14 protein-coding genes and 1 pseudogene are annotated in these 20,885 nt (G+C 41.5%); 6 read left to right on the forward strand and 9 right to left on the reverse strand.

The features are described from left to right. Positions 1 to 131: 131 nt before the first annotated feature. From kdpB to V7L31_RS22805, 3 genes are all read left to right on the forward strand, one after another. The gene (gene kdpB / locus V7L31_RS22795; protein ID WP_334698372.1) at positions 132 to 2,240 is read left to right on the forward strand and encodes a potassium-transporting ATPase subunit KdpB; all 2,109 of its coding nucleotides are present in this window, start codon (positions 132 to 134) and stop codon (positions 2,238 to 2,240) included. A gap of 670 nt (positions 2,241 to 2,910) precedes the next feature. Then, positions 2,911 to 3,513: a K(+)-transporting ATPase subunit C gene (gene kdpC, locus V7L31_RS22800; RefSeq protein WP_334698373.1), complete on the forward strand. Its 603-nt coding sequence runs from the start codon at positions 2,911 to 2,913 to the stop codon at positions 3,511 to 3,513. A gap of 63 nt (positions 3,514 to 3,576) precedes the next feature. Beyond that, positions 3,577 to 4,731, forward strand: a complete 1,155-nt coding sequence (locus tag V7L31_RS22805) for a universal stress protein (RefSeq protein WP_334698374.1) — start codon at positions 3,577 to 3,579, stop codon at positions 4,729 to 4,731. Positions 4,732 to 4,883: 152 nt separating this feature from the next. Here the strand turns inward: V7L31_RS22805 and V7L31_RS22810 are convergent. The 3 genes and pseudogenes from V7L31_RS22810 to V7L31_RS22820 form a co-directional block, all read right to left on the reverse strand. Next, positions 4,884 to 5,033: pseudogene (locus tag V7L31_RS22810) on the reverse strand (Apocarotenoid-15,15'-oxygenase); the annotation flags it as partial. A 121-nt stretch (positions 5,034 to 5,154) separates the two neighbouring features. Next, the gene (locus V7L31_RS22815; RefSeq protein ID WP_334698375.1) at positions 5,155 to 6,570 is read right to left on the reverse strand and encodes a folate/biopterin family MFS transporter; all 1,416 of its coding nucleotides are present in this window, start codon (positions 6,568 to 6,570) and stop codon (positions 5,155 to 5,157) included. Between the two features lie 462 nt (positions 6,571 to 7,032). Next, positions 7,033 to 7,836, reverse strand: coding sequence for an Npun_F0296 family exosortase-dependent surface protein (locus V7L31_RS22820; protein ID WP_334698376.1), 804 nt, complete (start codon positions 7,834 to 7,836; stop codon positions 7,033 to 7,035). Positions 7,837 to 8,538: 702 nt separating this feature from the next. On the opposite strand from V7L31_RS22820, the gene V7L31_RS22825 reads away from it, so the two are divergent. Both V7L31_RS22825 and V7L31_RS22830 read left to right on the forward strand, forming a co-directional pair. Next, the gene (locus V7L31_RS22825) at positions 8,539 to 9,789 is read left to right on the forward strand and encodes an anhydro-N-acetylmuramic acid kinase (protein ID WP_334698377.1); all 1,251 of its coding nucleotides are present in this window, start codon (positions 8,539 to 8,541) and stop codon (positions 9,787 to 9,789) included. Between the two features lie 145 nt (positions 9,790 to 9,934). Then, the gene (locus V7L31_RS22830; protein WP_334698378.1) at positions 9,935 to 10,381 is read left to right on the forward strand and encodes a hypothetical protein; all 447 of its coding nucleotides are present in this window, start codon (positions 9,935 to 9,937) and stop codon (positions 10,379 to 10,381) included. Positions 10,382 to 10,567: 186 nt separating this feature from the next. Here V7L31_RS22830 and V7L31_RS22835 read toward each other — a convergent pair whose 3' ends face one another. Then, a complete protein-coding gene (locus tag V7L31_RS22835; RefSeq protein ID WP_334698379.1) occupies positions 10,568 to 11,827 on the reverse strand; it encodes a glycosyltransferase in 1,260 nt (419 codons plus the stop codon). A 1,294-nt stretch (positions 11,828 to 13,121) separates the two neighbouring features. On the opposite strand from V7L31_RS22835, the gene V7L31_RS22840 reads away from it, so the two are divergent. Continuing rightward, positions 13,122 to 14,675 (forward strand): serine/threonine-protein kinase, encoded by a 1,554-nt coding sequence (locus V7L31_RS22840; protein ID WP_334698380.1) that lies wholly within the window; start codon positions 13,122 to 13,124, stop codon positions 14,673 to 14,675. A 454-nt stretch (positions 14,676 to 15,129) separates the two neighbouring features. On the opposite strand, the gene V7L31_RS22845 is transcribed toward V7L31_RS22840, so the two are convergent. From V7L31_RS22845 to abc-f, 5 genes are all read right to left on the reverse strand, one after another. Continuing rightward, positions 15,130 to 15,327: an NblA/ycf18 family protein gene (locus V7L31_RS22845; RefSeq protein ID WP_094348015.1), complete on the reverse strand. Its 198-nt coding sequence runs from the start codon at positions 15,325 to 15,327 to the stop codon at positions 15,130 to 15,132. A gap of 661 nt (positions 15,328 to 15,988) precedes the next feature. Next, positions 15,989 to 16,726 (reverse strand): Stp1/IreP family PP2C-type Ser/Thr phosphatase, encoded by a 738-nt coding sequence (locus tag V7L31_RS22850; RefSeq protein ID WP_334698381.1) that lies wholly within the window; start codon positions 16,724 to 16,726, stop codon positions 15,989 to 15,991. A gap of 17 nt (positions 16,727 to 16,743) precedes the next feature. Continuing rightward, positions 16,744 to 18,429, reverse strand: a complete 1,686-nt coding sequence (locus V7L31_RS22855) for an ABC1 kinase family protein (protein ID WP_334698390.1) — start codon at positions 18,427 to 18,429, stop codon at positions 16,744 to 16,746. Between the two features lie 207 nt (positions 18,430 to 18,636). Beyond that, on the reverse strand, positions 18,637 to 18,963 hold the full coding sequence (locus tag V7L31_RS22860) for a DUF6825 family protein (protein WP_334698382.1): 327 nt from the start codon (positions 18,961 to 18,963) through the stop codon (positions 18,637 to 18,639). Positions 18,964 to 19,059: 96 nt separating this feature from the next. Then, a complete protein-coding gene (gene abc-f / locus V7L31_RS22865) occupies positions 19,060 to 20,673 on the reverse strand; it encodes a ribosomal protection-like ABC-F family protein (RefSeq protein WP_334698383.1) in 1,614 nt (537 codons plus the stop codon). Between the last annotated feature and the right edge of the window lie 212 nt (positions 20,674 to 20,885).

The raw sequence follows: 20,885 nt of genomic DNA on the forward strand, positions 1-20,885 counted from the left end.
ACAGGTTGGATATTTTATTAGAAGTTCCTAATAACTCCTAACTTCCTTACAGACGCGATTAATCCTCTACTTCCTAACTCCTGTACAGACGCGATTCACCGCGTCTGTACTTCTCACTTCTAACTTTATTTATGAATCAAGTGGCAACTAACTTCAAAGCTAGACGCCCAAATTCTCGTTCTGGCGATCGCCGCAAAGGACGTAAAAAGCCCAGGGCAAGTAATAAATGGCTGTACTTAAGGGCAATTAGAGATGCTTTTGTCAAGCTCAACCCTAAGTATGCAATTAAAAATCCAGTGATATTTGTGGTTTGGGTAGGGACAATCATCATCCTATTGCTAACGATTGATCCCAACCTATTTGGCCCAGCCCTTCAAAAGAACCCGCAACTTTTCAACGGCTTGTTATCGGGAATTTTATTCTTTACAGTTTGGTTTGCCAATTTTGCCGAAGCAGTGGCAGAAGGGCGGGGTAAAGCCCAAGCTGATGCCTTGCGGTTAACGAAATCAGAGACGATCGCCAAAAAACTTGCTCCTGATGGCACCCTTAGCGAAGTTTCATCCACTAGCCTCAAACAAGGTGATACCATCTACGTCGTTGCTGGCGATATCATCCCCGCTGATGGCGAAGTAATTATGGGTGTCGCCTCAGTGGATGAATCGGCAATTACAGGTGAATCCGCACCAGTATTAAAAGAATCAGGTTCCGATGTTGCCAGTTCTATCACTGGTGGGACGCGAATTATCTCAGATGAGCTAATTATTCGCATTACATCCGATCCAGGTAAAGGCTTTATTGACCGGATGATTGCCTTGGTAGAAGGGGCAGAACGCAGTAAAACACCCAATGAAATTGCTCTGACAGTATTGCTGGCAGTTCTCAGCTTAGTATTTTTGTTAGTAGTGGTAACTCTGCCTGCACTTGCTTACTATGTCAACAGTCCAGTCAGTATACCAATTTTAATTGCCCTATTAGTAGCATTAATTCCTACAACCATTGGCGGCTTACTAAGTACCATTGGCATTGCTGGTATGGATCGAGTTGCCCGATTTAATGTCATTGCAACTTCAGGACGAGCAGTCGAAGCCTGTGGTGATATCAACACTCTAGTTCTTGATAAGACAGGTACAATTACCCTTGGCAACCGTTTGGCGGAAGAGTTTATTCCCATCAACGGTCATTCAATGTCAGAAATTGCTAATGTTGCCTGGGCGGCTAGTGTCTTTGACGATACACCAGAAGGTAAATCCATTGTCCGACTCGCAGAAAAGTTGGTAGCACGGTTTGATTTTGACCCCAACCAGGCAGAAGGAGTTAGTTTTTCCGCCAAAACCCGGATGAGTGGCACTAACTTACCTGGTGGGTATGAGGCTAGAAAGGGAGCAGTAGAAGCTATTAAAGGATTTGTACGTTCCCGCAACGGACGCGGCGATACACCAGAATTAAATGCTGTCTACGAACGAGTTTCTCGCCTGGGAGGCACACCCCTAGCAGTCAGCCTAGATAACGAAATTTACGGGATTATTTATCTCAAAGATATAGTTAAACCTGGTATCCGCGATCGCTTTGAGCAACTGCGACGGATGGGAGTGCGTACCATCATGCTAACTGGAGACAACCGAATTACAGCTTCGGTCATTGCCAAAGAAGCAGGCGTGGATGACTTCATTGCCGAAGCCACACCAGAAGACAAAATTAACGTCATTAAAAAGGAACAAGCCGCAGGCAAACTGGTTGCCATGACGGGAGATGGAACTAACGATGCTCCAGCATTAGCTCAAGCTAACGTCGGCGTTGCCATGAATACGGGGACGCAAGCTGCCAAAGAAGCCGCTAACATGGTCGATTTGGACTCCGATCCCACAAAGCTGATCGATATCATTAGCATTGGTAAACAATTGTTGATTACTCGCGGGGCATTGATGACATTTTCCATCGCTAATGATATTGCTAAATATTTTGCAATTATCCCAGTGATATTTGTCGCTGCTAACTTGCAAAGCCTAAATATTATGAATTTGACTAGCCCGAAATCTGCTGTACTATCAGCGCTGATTTATAATGCTTTGATTATTCCCGCTTTGATTCCCTTGTCATTGAAGGGTGTGCGATTTAGACCGTTGACTGCTAATCAGCTAATCCAACGCAATATCTTAATTTACGGCTTAGGTGGGGTGATTGCGCCGTTTATTGCGATTAAGTTGATCGATATACTGATTACAGTTATGGGTTTGGCTTAAAGGATGTTTGAAAAGTCTAATTTATTACTCACCGGGCGACTGGAAGTCGCTGCTACACAAACCAAACCCACCCCCGTGGGTTAAAAACCCCTGATTGTATCTTAGTCCACGGAGGTGACTAAGTTTTGTGTAGTAGCGAATTCTATGAGACTGTTGGCGAATTAATAGGGAGTCTAACCCATCATTCCTGATTACTCTGATTTGGGTTCGTTTCAACGGACTTGAGCTATTAGCCCGAAATTGATTTCAGGGCGGGAATGCAACGCCAAACCAATGTTTTAGGGGTGAGGGGTCAAACCCACCGTGAATTGATCAACAGTCTCATTCTATTGCCTAATACTTTTCAAACATCCTCTTAGGGAAACTAACACATCTTGACTAAAGTAAAATAATAAACATTTTTATTTTTACCTGTTGAGAAAAGGAAAAAGAAGAATATGAATAAACATCGTTTTAATTCAGCACTGCTTCGGCAATATCCTTTGTTTGCTTGCAATAGCCGAAACAACACCTACCACTCGCTATTTTTAGCCTGCTGTGTTTGAATGTGGTAGTTGCCCCAGTGTTTTATGCTGTTGCTAACAGCATTCTTTAACTTCTTGCTGAGTGGGCAAAAGAATAAAAAATAAAAATAAAAAATAAAATTCTAGGAGCAATTGGAAAACTTATTATGGCTATTATTCGAGAAACCATCAGAGCAATTTTTATAACTCTAATGCTTTGGTTGTTGACTGCAATTATCTATCCCCTAATCATCCTTGTAGTGGGTCAAGTTTTTTTCCACTATCAAGCTAATGGCAGCATTATGCTGAATCTAAATAATGAACCAATTGGTTCAGCTTTGATCGGGCAGGTGTTCACATCTGAACGATATTTCCATCCCCGTCCCAGTACTGTTAGATATAGCCAAGGAAAAAAAGCCAAGCCAACTGGCATATCTGGAGCCAGCAATCTCGCTGCTAGCAATCCAGAACTAATGAAGCGGATTCTAGAAGACGCAAATCAATTGCGAGACGAAAATCTGCAACCGATTGCTGATATAATTTATACATCTGGGTCTGGTTTAGATCCGCATATTTCCTTCAAAGCAGCACGGCAGCAATTAGCTCGGGTTGCTGGTGCGCGAAAAGTAAAAGAAGATGAGATCCTACGTTTAATTAACAAGTATACTGATAGCAGATTTTTATGGATTTTTGGCGAACCAGGAGTTAATGTTCTCCGATTGAATTATGCTCTTGACTTGCAAGATATTAATCGTCAGCAAAATCAGTAAGTGGGCATTGGGTAAAGCGCCGTTTTCCGATGAAATAGGATTGCGATAGAAACCAAGAATGAAATGTCAGATAATAATACTGGTTCGGCTGGCACTGTAGCTTTAAATTCTGCAAGTTACTCGCTTTATCCACCACGACGACGGGGTAAGCACAAGATATTTATTGGTATGGCTCCTGGAGTAGGCAAAACTTATCGGATGCTGGAAGAGGGACACGCACTCAAACATGAAGGAATTGATGTCATCGTTGGGCTTTTAGAAACCCACGGACGTAAGGAGACAGTTGAGAAGGCAGAGGGACTGGAGATTTTACCCCGTAAGCAATATCCGCAGGGTGAACTGACACTAACGGATATGGATACAAATGCTATTTTGGAGCGATCGCCCCAATTAGTCTTAATCGATGAACTTGCCCATACCAATGTCCCTGGTTCCCCACGCGAAAAACGCTACGAAGATGTCGAAATAGTTTTGGCAGCAGGTATTGATGTCTACTCCACAATGAATGTCCAACATTTGGAAAGTCTCAATGACTTAGTAGCTAGAATTACTGGTGTAGTAGTCCGTGAGCGAGTTCCTGACAGGATTCTGGATGAAGCAGATGAAATAGTAGTAATAGATGTCACGCCGGAAACGCTGCAAGAACGGTTATTAGAAGGTAAGATTTACGCACCAGAAAAAATCCAACAATCCCTCGATAATTTTTTCCAACGCCGTAACCTGATTGCTTTGCGGGAGTTGGCTTTGCGCGAAGTAGCAGACAATGTAGAAGGAAATGCGATCGCCTCTACTCCAAATGGGCAATTTTGTAATATTCACGAGCGAGTTTTGGTGTGCGTATCCACCTATCCCAACTCAGTGCAACTGTTACGCCGGGGTGCAAGGCTAGCTAACTATATGAACGCCCCACTTTATACTTTATTCGTTGCCAATCCAGAGCGCTTCCTCACCAAAGAAGAAAGCTTACACATCCACACCTGCGAGAAACTCTGTAAAGAATTTGAAGGTACTTTTCTTCGTGTTACCAATAGTAACGTCGCTAATGCGATCGCTGAAGTCGCCGAGAAACATCGGATCACCCAGATTGTGATTGGTGAAAGTCAGCGATCGCGCTGGCTTATGTTTCTCAAAGGATCTTTGACGCAAAAATTGGTACGCTTACTCAAAAACATCGATTTACATATCATTGCTAGCGAAAAAATGATTTCACCCAAATAATATCGTGTCCGGTTAAAGACTTATCATTAAGACGGCAAGGGGGCAGGGAGCAGGGGGCAGGGAGAAAGAGGGTTTCCTGGTTTTTGCACAGATGCGGGAATTATAACTAATTAGGCGGACATGATATAAGAGATCAAATTTCCGCAAAAACATAGCGTACCTTGTAACTCTGTGGGAATTTGCCCTTCTATATCATCAATCCAATAATCAAACTCTTGGGTTAGAGATTGATATCCTCCTTGCCAGTCTGCACGAGTGTAGGATTTTTCTGTAACTGGGGTTTCTTGACTTTTCAAACGTATGTACTTTGTTTTTTCTAGTTATTTTGGACAAAAATATGTAATAGCCCAAAAGAATTTTTTTGCAGCTTTACTACAACGCGAAGGCAGGACAATCCCTCGACTTAGCGTGAGATTTATTCCACTATTCGACTATTTTCGACTCTGGTTCTCTCAATACCAACTCAGACATCAAATCTGGCAAAAAGGCTTTTTCCCCATCTTTGGGTGTCTCAGTTTGCTCTTCAGCAGCAGGTAGCCAATTAATAAATGGTAGGGGTAACAGGGTGCTGAGATTAGTAATTAGTACTAATAGCCAAAGTGATTCAAAGTTCGTGGCGGTGATCCCCAGCCAATAGGTGATTAATGCCCCAAATGCATGGGAAACCGTTGCTGCTGAATTAAAAACCGACATTAACAAGGCAAATAATGTTGCTTCCACTCCAGGTGGACAAAGCCTTGCTGCTAACACCATCACTTGCATAAAGGTAATTTTACCCATTACAGTGAGAATAAGACTATCACCCAAACTAAACCAGTGGTCATCTATACCCAATAGTCTGTTTGTGTGAGTCACTAACAAGAGCATCGTCATCCCCAAAATTGACGAAAGAACAGTACTCCAAGCAAAAATCACTCGAAAAGGGATGCTTTTGAGGAAACGTTGAAAAATCCAAACGCCTGCTAAAGAAGCGAAACTTGTTACCAAGTGTACCCGCCCCAAAAATTCTGGTTCAAAATGTAGTTCATTGGTAGAGAAGTAGAAAAAGGCCGAGTCAGCATTTGGGGTAGCTTGCCAGATGAAGACGAATGCCGTTGGTAGCCAAATTGTTTTTTGGGTAATGGCTTGGCGTAGCTGCCCCAGTTGATGTTTGATGGGTAGGGGGTTTGTCTGATTACTATCTTGAGAATCTTGACGAATGGGTGACTCAGCAATTAACCAAGCTACCCCTGAAACGATGAGAGGAAAGAAAGCGGTAATCCCAAAGACGGTACGGGTAGTAAAGTATTGAAGTAGCAGACCGCTAAAGTATGCTGTAATTAAACCTCCGATCGCAGAAGCACCCCAGCATAGAGATTGTAATGAACCGGCTGTTGCTTGCGACTCGCCTCTGGCACGTTCCACAACCAGCGAGTCAACTATGACATCACTCATCGCAACGGAAAGAGAACTAAGAGCGATCGCTAAGGTAGCTGCCCAGCTAGTATGAACTATTGTGGCCAGACTTACCCAAGCAGCAGTTCCCAATATCCCAGATAAAATCAAGTAAGGACGCCGACGATAGCCAAATATAGGCAAACCATCAGAGATAAAACCAAACACTGGCTTGATCATCCAAGGTAGGAAAACAATTCCCAATAGTGCCGATACCTGGACTGGACTTAGCAGCAGTTCATCTTTGAGGAAAAAGCTCACGGCTAGACGCGATAGCCCTAAAATTCCTTGAACAAAGTAAACAGTGAGAATTGCAATTAACTCTGCATTGGGTTCATTACCCAAGAAGATTTTTTGTCTTAGTGAGTCTTTGACCTTGGACAAGCCAGATGATTGAAACACCATTCGATAAATATTCTTTAAATTTTATCTACTTTTCTATCATATCGATTCTTAAGACTTGGGTTTTGGGATCAGTTCTATGCCAAGTTAAGCTTTTAGCCAATATCTCCTAGCAGAAGGCAATTTAAGTGTTGTAGAGTTGGCTGCTCATAAAATAAATCACCAAACAATTAGGGCGAGTTTACCTAAGTAAGCTCGCCCTAACTTGCATTTAATGTTGACTTTTCGCTGGAACTTCTGAAATCTTGCCTACGGCACGCTACACGAAGTCGAGCCTGGGAGTGAGGCATAGAGAAAATCAGGCAAATCTTACTGAGCTAGAGTTGGTATCTTTAATAAAATTGCTTGAAAGCAGTGCTATTAAAGTGGCGATTGCTTGAGAGTGACATTCTCTTAATCTATCATCAGAAGCACAGAAGATACTTAATGTAAGCTAGAAATTGCGTTGCTTGCAAGCCACTAGACTTAAGACAATTGCAAAACTGATTTTTTCTTGGCTCGACGAGTCATAACTGAGGCAGCACCCACAAAACCAATCGTAAAAACTCCTAATACAGAAGAAGACTCAGGAACAGCTTGAGTAACTACACTGCCGGTGATACTCTTGTAGCTAGTGGCAACTGTGTGATTATCTGATTCAAAACCAGTTCCGCCAATATTGGTGAATTGAACCTGATCAAAAGTTCCGCCAACATCGTAGAAGTTGATGAACGCATAGGGTTCTCCAGAATTTTGATTTTGGAATGTCGAATTAGGATTACTGTAGTAGCTGGCTTTATTTGGTAGCTTTGAGATATAACTAACAACATCAGCGGTGGTTAGAGATTGTACAACCTGACCTTGTGAAAGAAATGTAATTACGTTGTTAGCATCTCCCGCAGACCACCAAAGTCCAAAGTAACTTTGTGGTGTTGCCAAATTAAGGGTGGAAACTGTTTGACCATTACCCGATCTATTCGTGTCTACATCAAAATACTTACCTGTTCCACCAGCAGCACCATATTGGTCTGCATTTACGATCAGAGTATTGCTATAGCTACCAATCTTTGTTTGTCCATCTTTCCAGTCAAATCCTGTTCCACTATAACCTTGTGTCTGTGAGTCAAAAGTGTCTATATGGGAATTAACAAGATTTGATAAATTTGCATTTTGTACGCCTGCGCCTTCTATTGAGACCGCAAAAGACGCAGCCGTTGCAGGACGGGTAATAGTAGCTAAAGACAAAATTACACCAGAAGCGATCGCAGACTTAATTAGAAGATTTTTCATTTGATAATTCCTTTTCGTTTTTTAATCTCTTGTGTTCATAGCCTCATTGTGCGACGTGTTTATAGATTCCAACATCAGAGGGATTACTACTTTTTTGATTTGACTATATGCAGACAAAAATGCAGGTTATTGGACTTTATTTAAAGGATAATTACTGATCTTATGTTCTGTGATATCTATAGCTTTATATAGAAAATGCGAAGTCATCAGTGCTAAATTGTAAACAAGCTTCATTTATAAAAAGTTGCATTGTGTGATTCGCAGGCAGTTTATATTTTTAGGGTTATAGATCAAGAAGGCATGAGGCATTGTGCGCTGCCAAACCATTGAAAATCAGTGCTTATCCCTTGGCTAAATAGTTTTTCAACCTCAAAGTTCAAGATTACTTCGGTTCTGATTTCAGCTAATTACATAACCTGCATTTTGCTGTGTTATTAACTTCACAATCTGTTTATGGCAACCGATTGCATCAATTTTCACAATATATTCAGATAGTTCTAAGACATTTCATAACCCTGGAATTGCTGTCATTTCAAAATTATTCTTTTTAGTTCAAGGGAACTACAATCTTCTTTGACAGGTAGCTGTAGGCTGCCTCTCATCATTGTCTTTCTCCAGTCAACTATGCCGCCTGAGTTTTTTTGACATGGGTAGTAGCATGAATTAAACTACCTCTTGCAATCAACAAAAGAATCTCGATCCATGCATCCGACTGAAAAAGTTGCTATTCCGACTTGCGTTATTGGTTTAATTAGTGGCACATCCGTAGATGGCATAGATGCCGTGTTAGTAGAGATTTCCGGCACAGAATCGGATCTCAAAATTGAGTTGCTAGCTGGGGCAACATATCCTTATCCAGCTGAACTCAGAGAAAGAATATTAGCAGTTGGTGCAGGCCTTGCCATCTCAATGGCAGAATTAGCCGAAATAGATGATGCGATCGCCATTGTCTTTGCTCAAGCTGCCCAAAATATTCAAATTGGTCATCAGCCAGCTACTCTCATTGGTTCCCACGGTCAAACAGTTTATCATCGACCACCTAAAGAAGGAGCAGAGGAGCAGAGGAGTAGGGAGAGAGGAAGGCTCACTCCTCACGGGCTAAACCTTAGCTATCCGCTAACAGCAAGCACTCCTTTGGGTTACAGTCTGCAACTAGGGCGAGGTGCATTAATTGCCCGTCTTACAGCTATTACAACTGTGAGCAATTTTCGTGTTGCTGATATCGCTATTGGTGGTCATGGTGCGCCTCTCGTGCCCAGAGTCGATGCTTATTTACTCAGTCATCCCCAGGAAGGGCGTTGCATTCAAAACATTGGTGGTATTGGCAATGTTGCTTATATTCCGCCTCGGTATGGTGACTGGCTCTCAAAAATTCGCGCTTGGGATACTGGCCCAGGAAATAGTCTGTTGGATCTAGCGGTGGAGCATTTAAGCGCTGGTGCTAAAACTTATGATGAAGACGGCAATTGGGCAGCAAGTGGGACTCCTTGCGATGCATTGGTAGAACAATGGTTAAGCCAAGACTACTTTCATCTACCGCCGCCTAAATCCACTGGTCGAGAGTTATTTGGTGTGACTTATCTGCGTCAGTGTTTAAAAGATGCCCAAGCATACCAACTTAATGCTGCTGATATACTGGCAACTCTCACGCAACTTACAGCAGCTTCAATTGTTCATAGTTACCGCACTTTTTTGCCGGAAATGCCACAACGGGTACTATTATGTGGTGGTGGTAGTCGCAATCTCTATCTCAAACAAAGATTACAGTTGTTGATGACATCAATACCAGTCTGGACTACAGATGAAGTCGGCTTGAGTGCAGATTTTAAAGAAGCGATCGCTTTCGCAGTTTTAGCCTACTGGCGAAATTTGGGTATTCCTGGCAATTTACCTACTGCCACTGGCGCACCTCTAGAAGTGCTTTTGGGAGAAATTCAGCAAGGTCAGTCTTAAGTGCTGTTAGCTGATAGCTAAGGTTTGGCCTGTACTGAATGGGAAAGTAGGGAAAGAATTTCTAACTCTTAACTCCTAACTCTTAACTCAGCACTGCTATAACTGTAGTCTTGGCGGCACTCGATCGAGACAGGAAATATAAAAGGTGGCTCATACTTTTTTATTAGAACCAGGACGCTGGGCAATGCAAGGAAATTGGCTAGAACGTAATGGTACACCAATCAGCGTTAAGGGTATGACCTTGGTAGCTTGGCATCGAGATAACTGGTTCACTATGGCCACAAAATTAATATTCCCAGGTAGCGATCGCTCCGAAATCTCTCTACAATACAAGGGGCGGCTACATGAGGGAGAGCGCCAATATACTTTTTTACTACAACATAATATTTTGGGTCAGGTTGAAGGCGAAGGCTGGATTGGTTTAGATACTATTGTGCAGCGTTACTGGGTACTAGGCGATCGTCAGCGTCGTAGTGGCTTTGAAACCCTACACCGGATTTCGGAAGATACATATTACCTCAGTAGTGGCATTTTGGCTGGTCATTGTTTAACTAACACAATGGAAGCTAGTCTAGAGCGTCAATCAAGTTAAGGGCAAGGCTACCTCATTGCTGTACATCTAGTCTAGAAGCTTTCCGTTACATATTTTGAATATCACCTTGCTACCCTTTCAGGAGTGCTGAGTGCGATTGTTACTTTTTTTACTCTAAGCCGAGTTACTCAGTACTGTTTCGGTGAACGCTTAGGAGAAAACCTTGGCAATTCGATCAACTTATTCTTAGAACTGCTGAAAATATTTTTGTATAAGATTAACTATAGAGTTGCGATCGTAATGTTTTATGGCAGCAGCACGAGCTTGATTTCCTAGCCGTTCGCAAAGAAAATCATTTCTAAATAACTCTAGGCAAGCTTGGGCAAAATCTTCAGGCTGATCTCGAAGTATGTATTCTTTCCCGTCTATTATTTCTAGCCCTTCTGCTCCAACACTAGTTGAAACAATTGGTTTTCCATAGGCTGCTGCTTCGATGATTTTAAGTCGAGTACCACCTCCAGATAAAATTGGGCAACAAACGACGCGAGTTTGGTCATAAAGAGCATTTATATCTGTGACAAAGCCTGTAAATTCAACTCCAGGAATATTATCATTATAAGTACGAATATTATCTGGATTCTTGCCAGCAATAATTAAACGTGCTTCTGGCTGTTGTTGATAAATAAGCGGCCAAATCTTCTCTATCAAGAAATTAGCACCAATAACATTATTAGGCGATTGGTCATAATTTCCTAAAAACAGCAAATTTTGGTTGTTAGGAAGCGAACTTTTTGCCGTTGGAATAGTTACAGCATTTGCTACTGTTTTAACCTGAGAATCATTAAATTTTTCCGAAACATATTTACGGTCGATCTCAGAACAAACAAATGTTAAGTCTGAAATTGCAACAGCACGAGAAAGTAGTAATTCTTTATAAAGAGTCTGAAAAAAGAAAAGAGGAACTGATTTAATATTCTCCCAGTAATTCCCTAAATAAAGTAACTTAGATGTCCATAGCCTCTTGTAATAATCACTGTGGAAAATATCATCAACATCAAAAAAAATAGTAGGAAAGTTATATTTATATTCAGTACCTAATGCTGGCAAAATTGACAGTAATCTACTAAAAAATATTATATCAGGTTTTATTATTTGAAGTTTCTCTTGAAAAAATTTAGTCTCTAAAGAGTTTCTGTTGGAAAATAATCTTTTTTGATCATAAAAATTTAAAATCAAATCTATTGTTTTCCCTACTAAGTTACCTCTCATTACATACGGGAAAATATATAAACTAACCTTCTTATTGAATTTATTACTAAGATTTGTTTCTATCTCAGCATTTTTTTCTAAGGTCAAATTTTCTTGTCCATTACTAAGATAGTAAAGAATGTGGATCTCAGCAATTTCCTTGAGTGCATCGATAAATAGTTCTAAGCGTTTAAACCATCCATGTTTATCAGTTTTATTATCAGTTGGTAAGTGACACGTAACAATTAAAGCTTTCATAATATTCGTCTAAAATAGTTTCTATGCAAAAAATATTTCTCTTTAAAACAAGCGTCTAAAGTTGAAAGTAAATATGTATTTTGCTAGTCTAGGTAATTCATTAAATATCCTGAGGCAAAGGAAAATTGATTTCTAGAAATCTGGAAAGCTTTTGATGAGGTTACTTTTATTTTCAATGGAAAAACAATCTTTCTACTTTGTCTTTACTTAAGTAAATATAGCAAAAATAGCATAACTTTGAATTTATACACAAAACTTTACACTCATCTGGGATTCTAGCGCTATTCTATGACTCTAAAAATAGAATAATCCAAGCAAATAGAAATCGCGGCTACACAAACTCTCGTCCGCCTGCGCTGACTAACGGCAAAATAGGGTTTCAAATTGAATCTGACGAGAGTAATAAAAGAGCGCTAGGAAGCTAGAGAAAATCAGCAGTCGATAGTCTGTAATATATTTGTATTATATCTATGATGCTCGATAGCGACGCGCAAAGCAAATCCTTAAGCGTCTGAATTGCTTGCCGTCAGCGCTATCAGTCGGGAATTTAGACCCGCGACTGAATTGTTGCACCAGCAAATTTTCAATTTGGTGGGGGTGCAAAAACGCCGATTATTCATCCGCCAGTCGCACAGAAAACATTGCTGAATTCTGACTCCTGTACTCCTGAATTCTGTCTGGTAAACAGAAATTCTTACTTGAATACAGCGCTTCCGGCTATTATGCAATACAGTTTTTCTCCTCGTCCTCTCCTATCAAAGCTTTTAGATTTGAGAATGTACCTCATAGCTGCTGTAAGTGCTGTAACGTTTAGGCTTTATTGATATTCAAAAATTTGCACTTATGACTCAGTTCTCAGGACTTTGTGGTAAGCGCAGTACTCCCTAACTCAGGTTTTTGCTAGATCCTGTAGTTATCTATTTCATCAAAATTGGGCAAACTAAAATTACATCACAATTAAAGTGCAAATGGTACAAAGCGTCATTATAAATATACCCTTTCTGCTTGTTTGATTTAGTCTCTTGCACCAGTTGTAATAACCATCTTGGTTCCAAACTGGCAGAGCGTGGTTTAAATCCCCTAAAAGAGGATTTAAAAAGCTAGTACAGCACTGCCTAAATAAAGCGGCGATTGGAAATCGCACAAAAGCTTATCCTATAAGCTCTTTGCTCTCCGACTTCTGCTTTGCAGTACGAGCCTAGAAAGTCATTTATGGGCACAATAATTCAAATATCAGTTTGAATGCACTTTTCCTCCCAAACACTTACAACCTGCTTTTGGAGTCGAATTTTCTATGTCAGACCCTAACATTGGTCGCTTACTCAGCAAACGCTACCAACTCCAGGAGTTAATCGGTACTGGAGCAATGGGTCGGGTTTATCGTGCTAAAGATACTTTATTGGGAGGTGTACCCGTTGCAGTTAAGTTTCTCGCTCTATCAATCCAAAATGAAAAGATGCGATTGCAAGACCGCTTTGAGCGAGAAGCAAAAACCTGTGCTTTACTAGGGCAAAAAAGCATCCATATTGTCAGAGTTATGGACTATGGCGTAGATGACAATAATACCCCGTTCTACGTTATGGAATACTTACAAGGACAAAGCCTGAACAATATTATTCGCAAGGAACGACTGCCTTTAGCAAGATTCCTGAGCATGGCGCGTCAACTCAGCCTGGGATTACAGTGCGCCCATGATGGTATCCCAGTTGAGGGTACTATTTGCCCAATTATCCATCGCGATGTCAAGCCAAGTAATATGCTGGTGATTCAAGATCCCAGTTTTGGGGAATTGGTCAAGGTTCTCGATTTTGGTATTGCTAAATTATTACAGTCAGATGGCGACCACACAAAATTCTATTTGGGGACATTGGCTTATTCTTCTCCCGAACAAATGGAGGGCAAGGAATTAGACAACCGTGCTGATATTTATAGTTTGGGCGTCATGATGTTTGAGATGCTCACAGGCAAAATGCCACTGGTGGCACCAACTCACTCTTTTGGAGCATGGTATAAAACACATCACTATCAAAAACCACGTTCTTTTGCTGAGGTCGCGCCTGGATTAGAACTACCAAGAGAACTCGAAAATTTGGTGATGAGTTGTCTCGCTAAGGTAGCACGCGATCGCCCCCAAACTATCAATGAAATCCTCAAAGTTCTAGCGTCTCTAGAAAAGCCTGAGCATACACGCAAAGTTAAACAAGACAGCCATGCCCTAGTTCCTACTACTATAGTTAGTCCTGAGCTTGAACAAAAGACAAAAGCCGAGTTGCGGGTATCCTGGTCAAACGATGAAATCGCTCGTGCCATTTCCTGGCCCCCCAGTAAACCAATTGCCGATATTGTCTTTCCCCAGGCCATTCACATCAGTGGAGAGGCTTTACCAGCTTTATGGGTGATGCTACCGCAAGAGGAAATTCAAAAACGCTTACTCTGTACCCGCTATAACCAATTTCTGTTCATCTCTATTCCCCATCCTATGCTGCTATGGATTACTGTCATCTATAACCGTAAGCATGGTGCTAAATGGTTGCCTTATTACCTCGATCTCAAAAGCAGTCTTGGTCAAGAAATTGTCCGGTTACTACAGCACACGGGTTACTACCGCTTGTTATTCTTTGCACGAGAAACACCAAATCGCTGTACCCATATCTTACTTTCCAGCGTCGCTTCTGCCCAGCGCCAACGACTGCAAGAGTGGGTCGCAATGAGTAACACGCTGGTGTCTTCTGCCGACCCGCAAATCAGTAAAAATTTACTAAAAAGTGAGTACGAAAAAATTAAGCCTCAAATTATCACAAAACTGGAAAGTATTGACACAGATTCCCCATACGATCTTTGCAGCTAGGAATAATTTTTTAATGTTATTAAGGGCTGGTCACTACCGAAATGTAAACTTTTATAAACAAAGTATATATAAAGAGGTAAGTTCTAGTTATATGTATAAAGAGTGAAATTGGTAGCTAGCCAAAGTAGTGCTATATGAGTTCTCTCTGAATCTTCTTGTCGTAGATATTCCAGGAAATTGTAAATTTACGCAGGTGTGGTTCCCAGACTAGACAAAACAAAAAGGAGTTTGGCTAAAGCAAACAACAAATTTAGCCTACAATGCTAAAGTTAAGTCTAGACTCCAGCAAATATACCGTAGACAATGTTTATTATTTCGCTAGTTTTGTAAGTTGAAATTTTGTGTCATTCTTGTCGAGTTACTTATCGAAGTTGACGCCCCGACATCCCCAGCTCTTTTCCTCCTTGGAACCAAGCAAGAGAAGGAGGTCGCCCACTGCGACATCAGAACGATTCTATGCCATAGTGGAACCGGAATCTAAGCCCCACTGATGCTTCAGCAGTTCTTGATAGGTTGCCTCACGCACGACCATTTGCTCATAGAGCTTTACTAAAAAGTCTTTAGCTTGCTCGTGGCTCATATTTTGCACCTGAGTGGAAAATGAGCATATACTGAATTGCTGTTCCAAGGATAGTTTCATTGGTTGATTCATAATTAACTCCGAAAAAACAACGTGTAAAGGTGATATCGCTCACAGAAGTCCAAATGGGATAATAATTGGACTGATATTTGTCCAACATTTGTTCCTCCGTATTAAGAAAGATAACAACTGTTTGACAGATTGCCTACATCCTAAATGTGGAATTTTTCTGATCTGATATCTTGCACCTAATCCTACTGATATACCACCCAAGCCAACCGAACCATATTCCGGAAAATGGGCTTTATTTAGTCTCAGATAGGTATAACTACCTCCCTAACTCACCATTGCTCGATCTAACTCTCCTTTGAGGGGAATATTTAGATGCTGCCCTTAAGCGTCTTAGTCTTTTTGCTTATGCTTAAAAAACCTTAAGATGCTGTCTGCTCCAGTATAAAGGAAGCTTTAGAGGGCAAGAATTTTAAGGAGATTGGGAAATGAATGGTAATAAGCGTGAATTATAATCGCTTTACCTTATTACGTGCAAGATGTCAATTCATCAATTTATGCAAATTTAGCCTCATTAGGTGATTTTGGAGGCTAAAAATATTTGTATCAAATTGTAAAAAGGAAAAATGCTCACGCTGAACAAATTACTGAGTATATTTACCGGATTAATCATTTTTCAGTTGTTCTTTGTCTTGGAAAATAACAAATGACCAATGACCAATGACTAATGACTATTTTCTTCGAGTGAGAGGATGACAACTGTGATGTTATCGTGCCCTCCGTGGTCTTTGGCAGCCTCAATTAGAGAGATGGCGGCTTTATCAAGCCAAGGAGTGTCTTGGAGGCAGCTAGCAATCTTTTCCTCGACAAGTTCTTCTGTAAGACCATCACTACATAAGAGCAAGCGATCGCCAACTTTTACATCTAATGGTTGCACATCAATCTGATGCAAGTCTTCACGCCCTAAACAGCGAGATAATACATGACGAAAAGGATGCGATCGCGCTTCTTCAAAGGTGATGTCACCGATTTTGATCGCCCGTGCAACCCATGTGTGATCTTCTGTTACCTGTTCTAATTGCAACTCTCGGAAGCGATACAGCCGGGAATCGCCAACATGAGCGCACCAGGGAGACTCTGGGGCACGAAAAATTACTGCTACAACCGTTGTACCCATGTCGGCGCGTTCGGGATGGCTTTGCTGATCTTGTAAAATCGCTTCATTAGCACCCCACAAAGCTTGCTCTAGCAGTTCTTGAGAAGATTTAGAAGATTCCCAATTGGCGACTAAATAAGCCTGAATTTCTTCAGCGGCAATCCGACTTGCTTCTTCACCTCCGGCATGACCACCCATGCCATCGGCGACAATGAAAAACCGCCCTTCTGGGTCAATATAGTAAGCATCCTGATTATTAGAACGAATAAGTCCCGGATCGCTAAAACCCGTGAAATTAAGTTTCATAAATTTTGCTGCAACAATTAATACATACGATCGTAACGGTCGAGGCGTGAAAGTAGTCGGATCAGGATCACTGAAAGCCCTGCTGCAATTAAACCAGGCAGCAGTGCCAGCCATACATAATCCTTAACCACTAGGATAGTAGCTGAAAGCGTGAAACCGCTGATCAACAGAGCATAGCTGATTGAGAGCTGAATACTGCTCTGTCGTCGCAGCAGGCGTTCGGTTTCTATAGACCGAACGCGCAAGCGCATGTCTCCCTGCTCTAGCTTTTCTAGTGTATCCTCTAATCTACGTGGTAGACCAAAGGCAGTACTACTTACCTGAGCTGCTTGGCGACTTAATTCGTTAAGAAAGCTATTCCCCTCAGAACCATTCATATCGGTCATAAGTTGCATTGCATAAGGTTTGGCAACTTCCATAAAGTTAAATTCTGGATCTAAGCCTTTGCCTACCCCTTCTAGGGTAGAAAAGGCTCGCATCACAAAAGTGAAAGTTGCTGGAAATCTAAATGGCTGATTATAAGCTATTTCGTAAAGGTCGTCACTGATTGCTGCAACTGATTGGTTCTCAAAGGGCTTATCCATGAAATGATCGAGCATGTACTGGACAGAACGCCGTACTGGGCCCATATCATCCGTTGGGGCGATCGCACCTAAATCGATGAGAGACTGGACAACGCGATCGCCATCTTTTTGAGCAATGCCAAACAGTGTTTGCATCAGTCCTTCGCGGACGTTGGACTTAATTCGCCCCATCATCCCGAAATCGTAGAATATCAAAGCACCGTTTGCACTCACGGCAATATTACCTGGGTGAGGATCGGCGTGGAAAAAGCCACTATTGAGTAATTGTAGTAAGTAGGCTTGAGCGCCTTGACGAGCGATCGCCTTTCGATCTAAACCTGCTGCTTCTAAAGCTTCGTATTGGCTAATTTTAATTCCAGGGAGATATTCTAAAGTTAGCACTCTAGAAGTTGCGTAACGCCAGTATATTCTAGGGACGTTCACCCAATCGTAGCCGCGAAAGTTCCGGCGGAAAGTATCGGCGTTACGACCTTCGTTAAGATAATCAATTTCTTCCCAAAGAATGCGGCAACATTCTTCGTAAATACCCAACCAATCTCGTCCCCGTCCCCATTTGGGATGGTTTTGAAAGTAACGGGTAATTCCCTTGAGAATCTGTAAATCTATTTCAAATAACTTCTTTAGTCCAGGACGTTGTACCTTGACAACAACCGATTCTCCAGTATGCAGCACAGCTTTGTGTACTTGCCCCAAGCTAGCAGCAGCTAAGGGAATCGGTTCAAAATTATGGAAAAGTTCAGGAATTTTTTTGCCTAATTCTTTCTCAATGGTCGCTTCTACTTGCTCATAGCTAAATGCGGGTACTTTGTCTTGTAACTTGGCCAGTTCTTCTACATATTCACCAGGGAATATATCAGCACGGGTAGAAAACAATTGCCCAACTTTGATAAAGGTTGGGCCTAAATCCAGTAGGGTATTGCGAATCCAGACTGCTTGGGTTTTGCGCCTTGTCGCTTGCTTTGCCTCAGTCACACCACCCGGATAACTCCAAGATTTGTTGTACAGCCAAAGTTTGAACAACAAGGTCAAGACAAAAGACCAAATGTCCACAAAACGCCGTCTGCTAGAGTATTTTTCCCGATTCCAACGGTATGCCTTCTCTGAATAACCTTGTTCCATATCCTTTGTGTACCGTTGGTTTGCGACCGAATCACTTGGAAGAAAAGACACTCTGATTCCTAAACTGTTTTTTTCTTAAGTGTCCTTTGTCATTTGTCCTACCCTGGGGGTACTCCTTCGGAGAACTCGTAGAGTAGCCGCTGGCGCGTCTATGTCATTCGTACATAATTTTTCACCAATGACTAATGACTAATGACCAATGACTAATTATGCAGAAGTTCGGCGATAATGTTGCAATTCTGTTCGTAAGAGGGCAATTTCTGCTCTTAATTCGTCAATATCTGCTTGCAAGTCACCGGAATCAGAACTGGCTTGCCCAGTACTGGCGGTAGCTTGACCAGTATTAGCTGATTCTGTTGCTCGATTTGCCCGCTCTAGGACTTCTTCTGTAAACTGGCGCAGCTGCTCTCTAGCTTCTGCATCAAATTTGCCCAGATCGCTCAAAGCATCGGTCAAGGCGACCTCTAAACGCTCATTAACTACTTCTGCTACCGCTCTGCCTACGAAAAAGGCTTGCACAAGGGGATTACTCATAAATTTTTGTTACGTTGCACCGCAAGAGAATTATAACTTGCCTGTATGCTTTGCGGCTTCTGTTGTTGAGCTAGAAATTTACATGAGGCGATCGCTTTATTGATCGCATTCCAGCAACTCTCGATAATATTGCTCTGGTGTACTCGGTAAATAAGTCGTCGTTTGCAAAGTTTGTTCCCTCAATTTAAAACCTTGGGTAATGTTAATCCGGCTGAGGAAATCGATATCGTGGGAAATTACCCAAATAGCTCCTTGGTAATCATTGATACCTACTACCATTTGCTCAACAGTTTCAATATCCAGGTTATTAGTTGGCTCATCGAGAATCAGCAGATCGATTTCTGAGATACTAATCATAGCGAGCGCTAATCTTGCTAACTCACCCCCACTTAATACAGAGGCGCTTTTGTGAACGTCATCATATTTAAAGAGGAAGTGTCCCAATTGTTGACGCAAAAGCTGATAGCCGAGATCGGGATTGGCAGCTTGCATATTTTCCAGAATTGTGCATCGGCGATTCACCAATTCGTAGGTTTGATCGAGATATACAGCTTTCATCGCTGGTGTGAGTAAAACCTCACCTGATTCTAAAACCGCTGTTTGGTTTTCCATTGCCAAAATTGCCTTTACCAGACTCGATTTACCAGAACCGTTTGCGCCGATGATGGCAATGCGATCGCCAGATGATATATGCAGTTGAATATTTTGAATCAATAGACGCTCTGATATCCTAAGATTTGCACCCTGGATATTGATTAGATTTCGGCGCTTTTGATTTTTTTCTTCTAGCTGAATACTCGTTACTTTCGTACTTTTGACCTTTGTCTCTGTAACCTTTTGATTAGCCTTTGCTACTGCTGCTTCATGTTTCTTCTTCGCAGTTCCGGTAGACACCTCAGCTTTGGTTTTAATCAGCCCTGCTGCCATTCTATCAATACTACCATTTAGAAACTTGGCGCGACCGTTGCGACTAGATTGGGCTGCGCGTTGTTGTTCTTGCATCGCTGTGGCTTGGGTACGTTTGAGTTCCTTTCTGGCAGCTTCGTGCGATCGCAATGCCGCTTCTAACTCTATTTCTTTCTGTTCTCGATAGTGTGAGAAATTACCGCCATATACTTTCACGCCAGCAGGTGTAAGTTCCCAGGTTACATCTGTCACTTGGTCTAAGAAAAAAGGTTTATGCAAGACAATTACAAAAGCACCTGCAAAATCTTGAAGGAACTGCTTTAAGCTTTCTAAAGCTTGCAAATCCATGTGATTTGTTGGCTCATCAAGTAACAGCAAGTCTGCTTTTTGAGCTAAACCGATTGCTAGAAATAGTTTAGTAAGTTCTCCACCGCTCAAGTTAGTAATTGGTAAAGATAAGTCAAGTACTGTGTGGAATTGTGTTTGTAAAATTTCCTCAATATTCCACCATTCATCAAAGATAGAAATCAAAAAATTAAGCACTGTCTCTGATATAACTTCTTGTCTGATAGTGCTGATTTGTGGTAAATAATAGACAATACCATGACGCAAAACTGAGCCTGTATTGGGGCTGAGTTGACTTGCAATTATCTTGAGTAGAGTTGATTTTCCTACACCGTTGCGACCTATTAAAGCAATGCGATCGCCCGCGTCGATATTCAGATGAACTCCTTGAAACAAAGTTCTATCTACGCTGAGTTTATATGCTAAATTCTCAGCTAACAATATTGATTTTTTCGGCATTATTTTCAAACCTCAATTCGCAAACTTCCACCCGCATTTTTTAAAAAGCTGCGGGTAGATTAAACACAAAAAAAACAGCGCAGACAATCGTCAAGCAGTTCTATGTATATAGTAGTAATGACAATATTTTTAGTGCATGACTATGTGAAGTAACCCTGTCAAACTAGTTGCGTTTATTCTTTGTTGACATTTGTTGCTTTGGCGCAATAGGT

It is taken from the genome of Nostoc sp., assembly GCF_036916655.1.
GTDB lineage: Bacteria > Cyanobacteriota > Cyanobacteriia > Cyanobacteriales > Nostocaceae > Nostoc.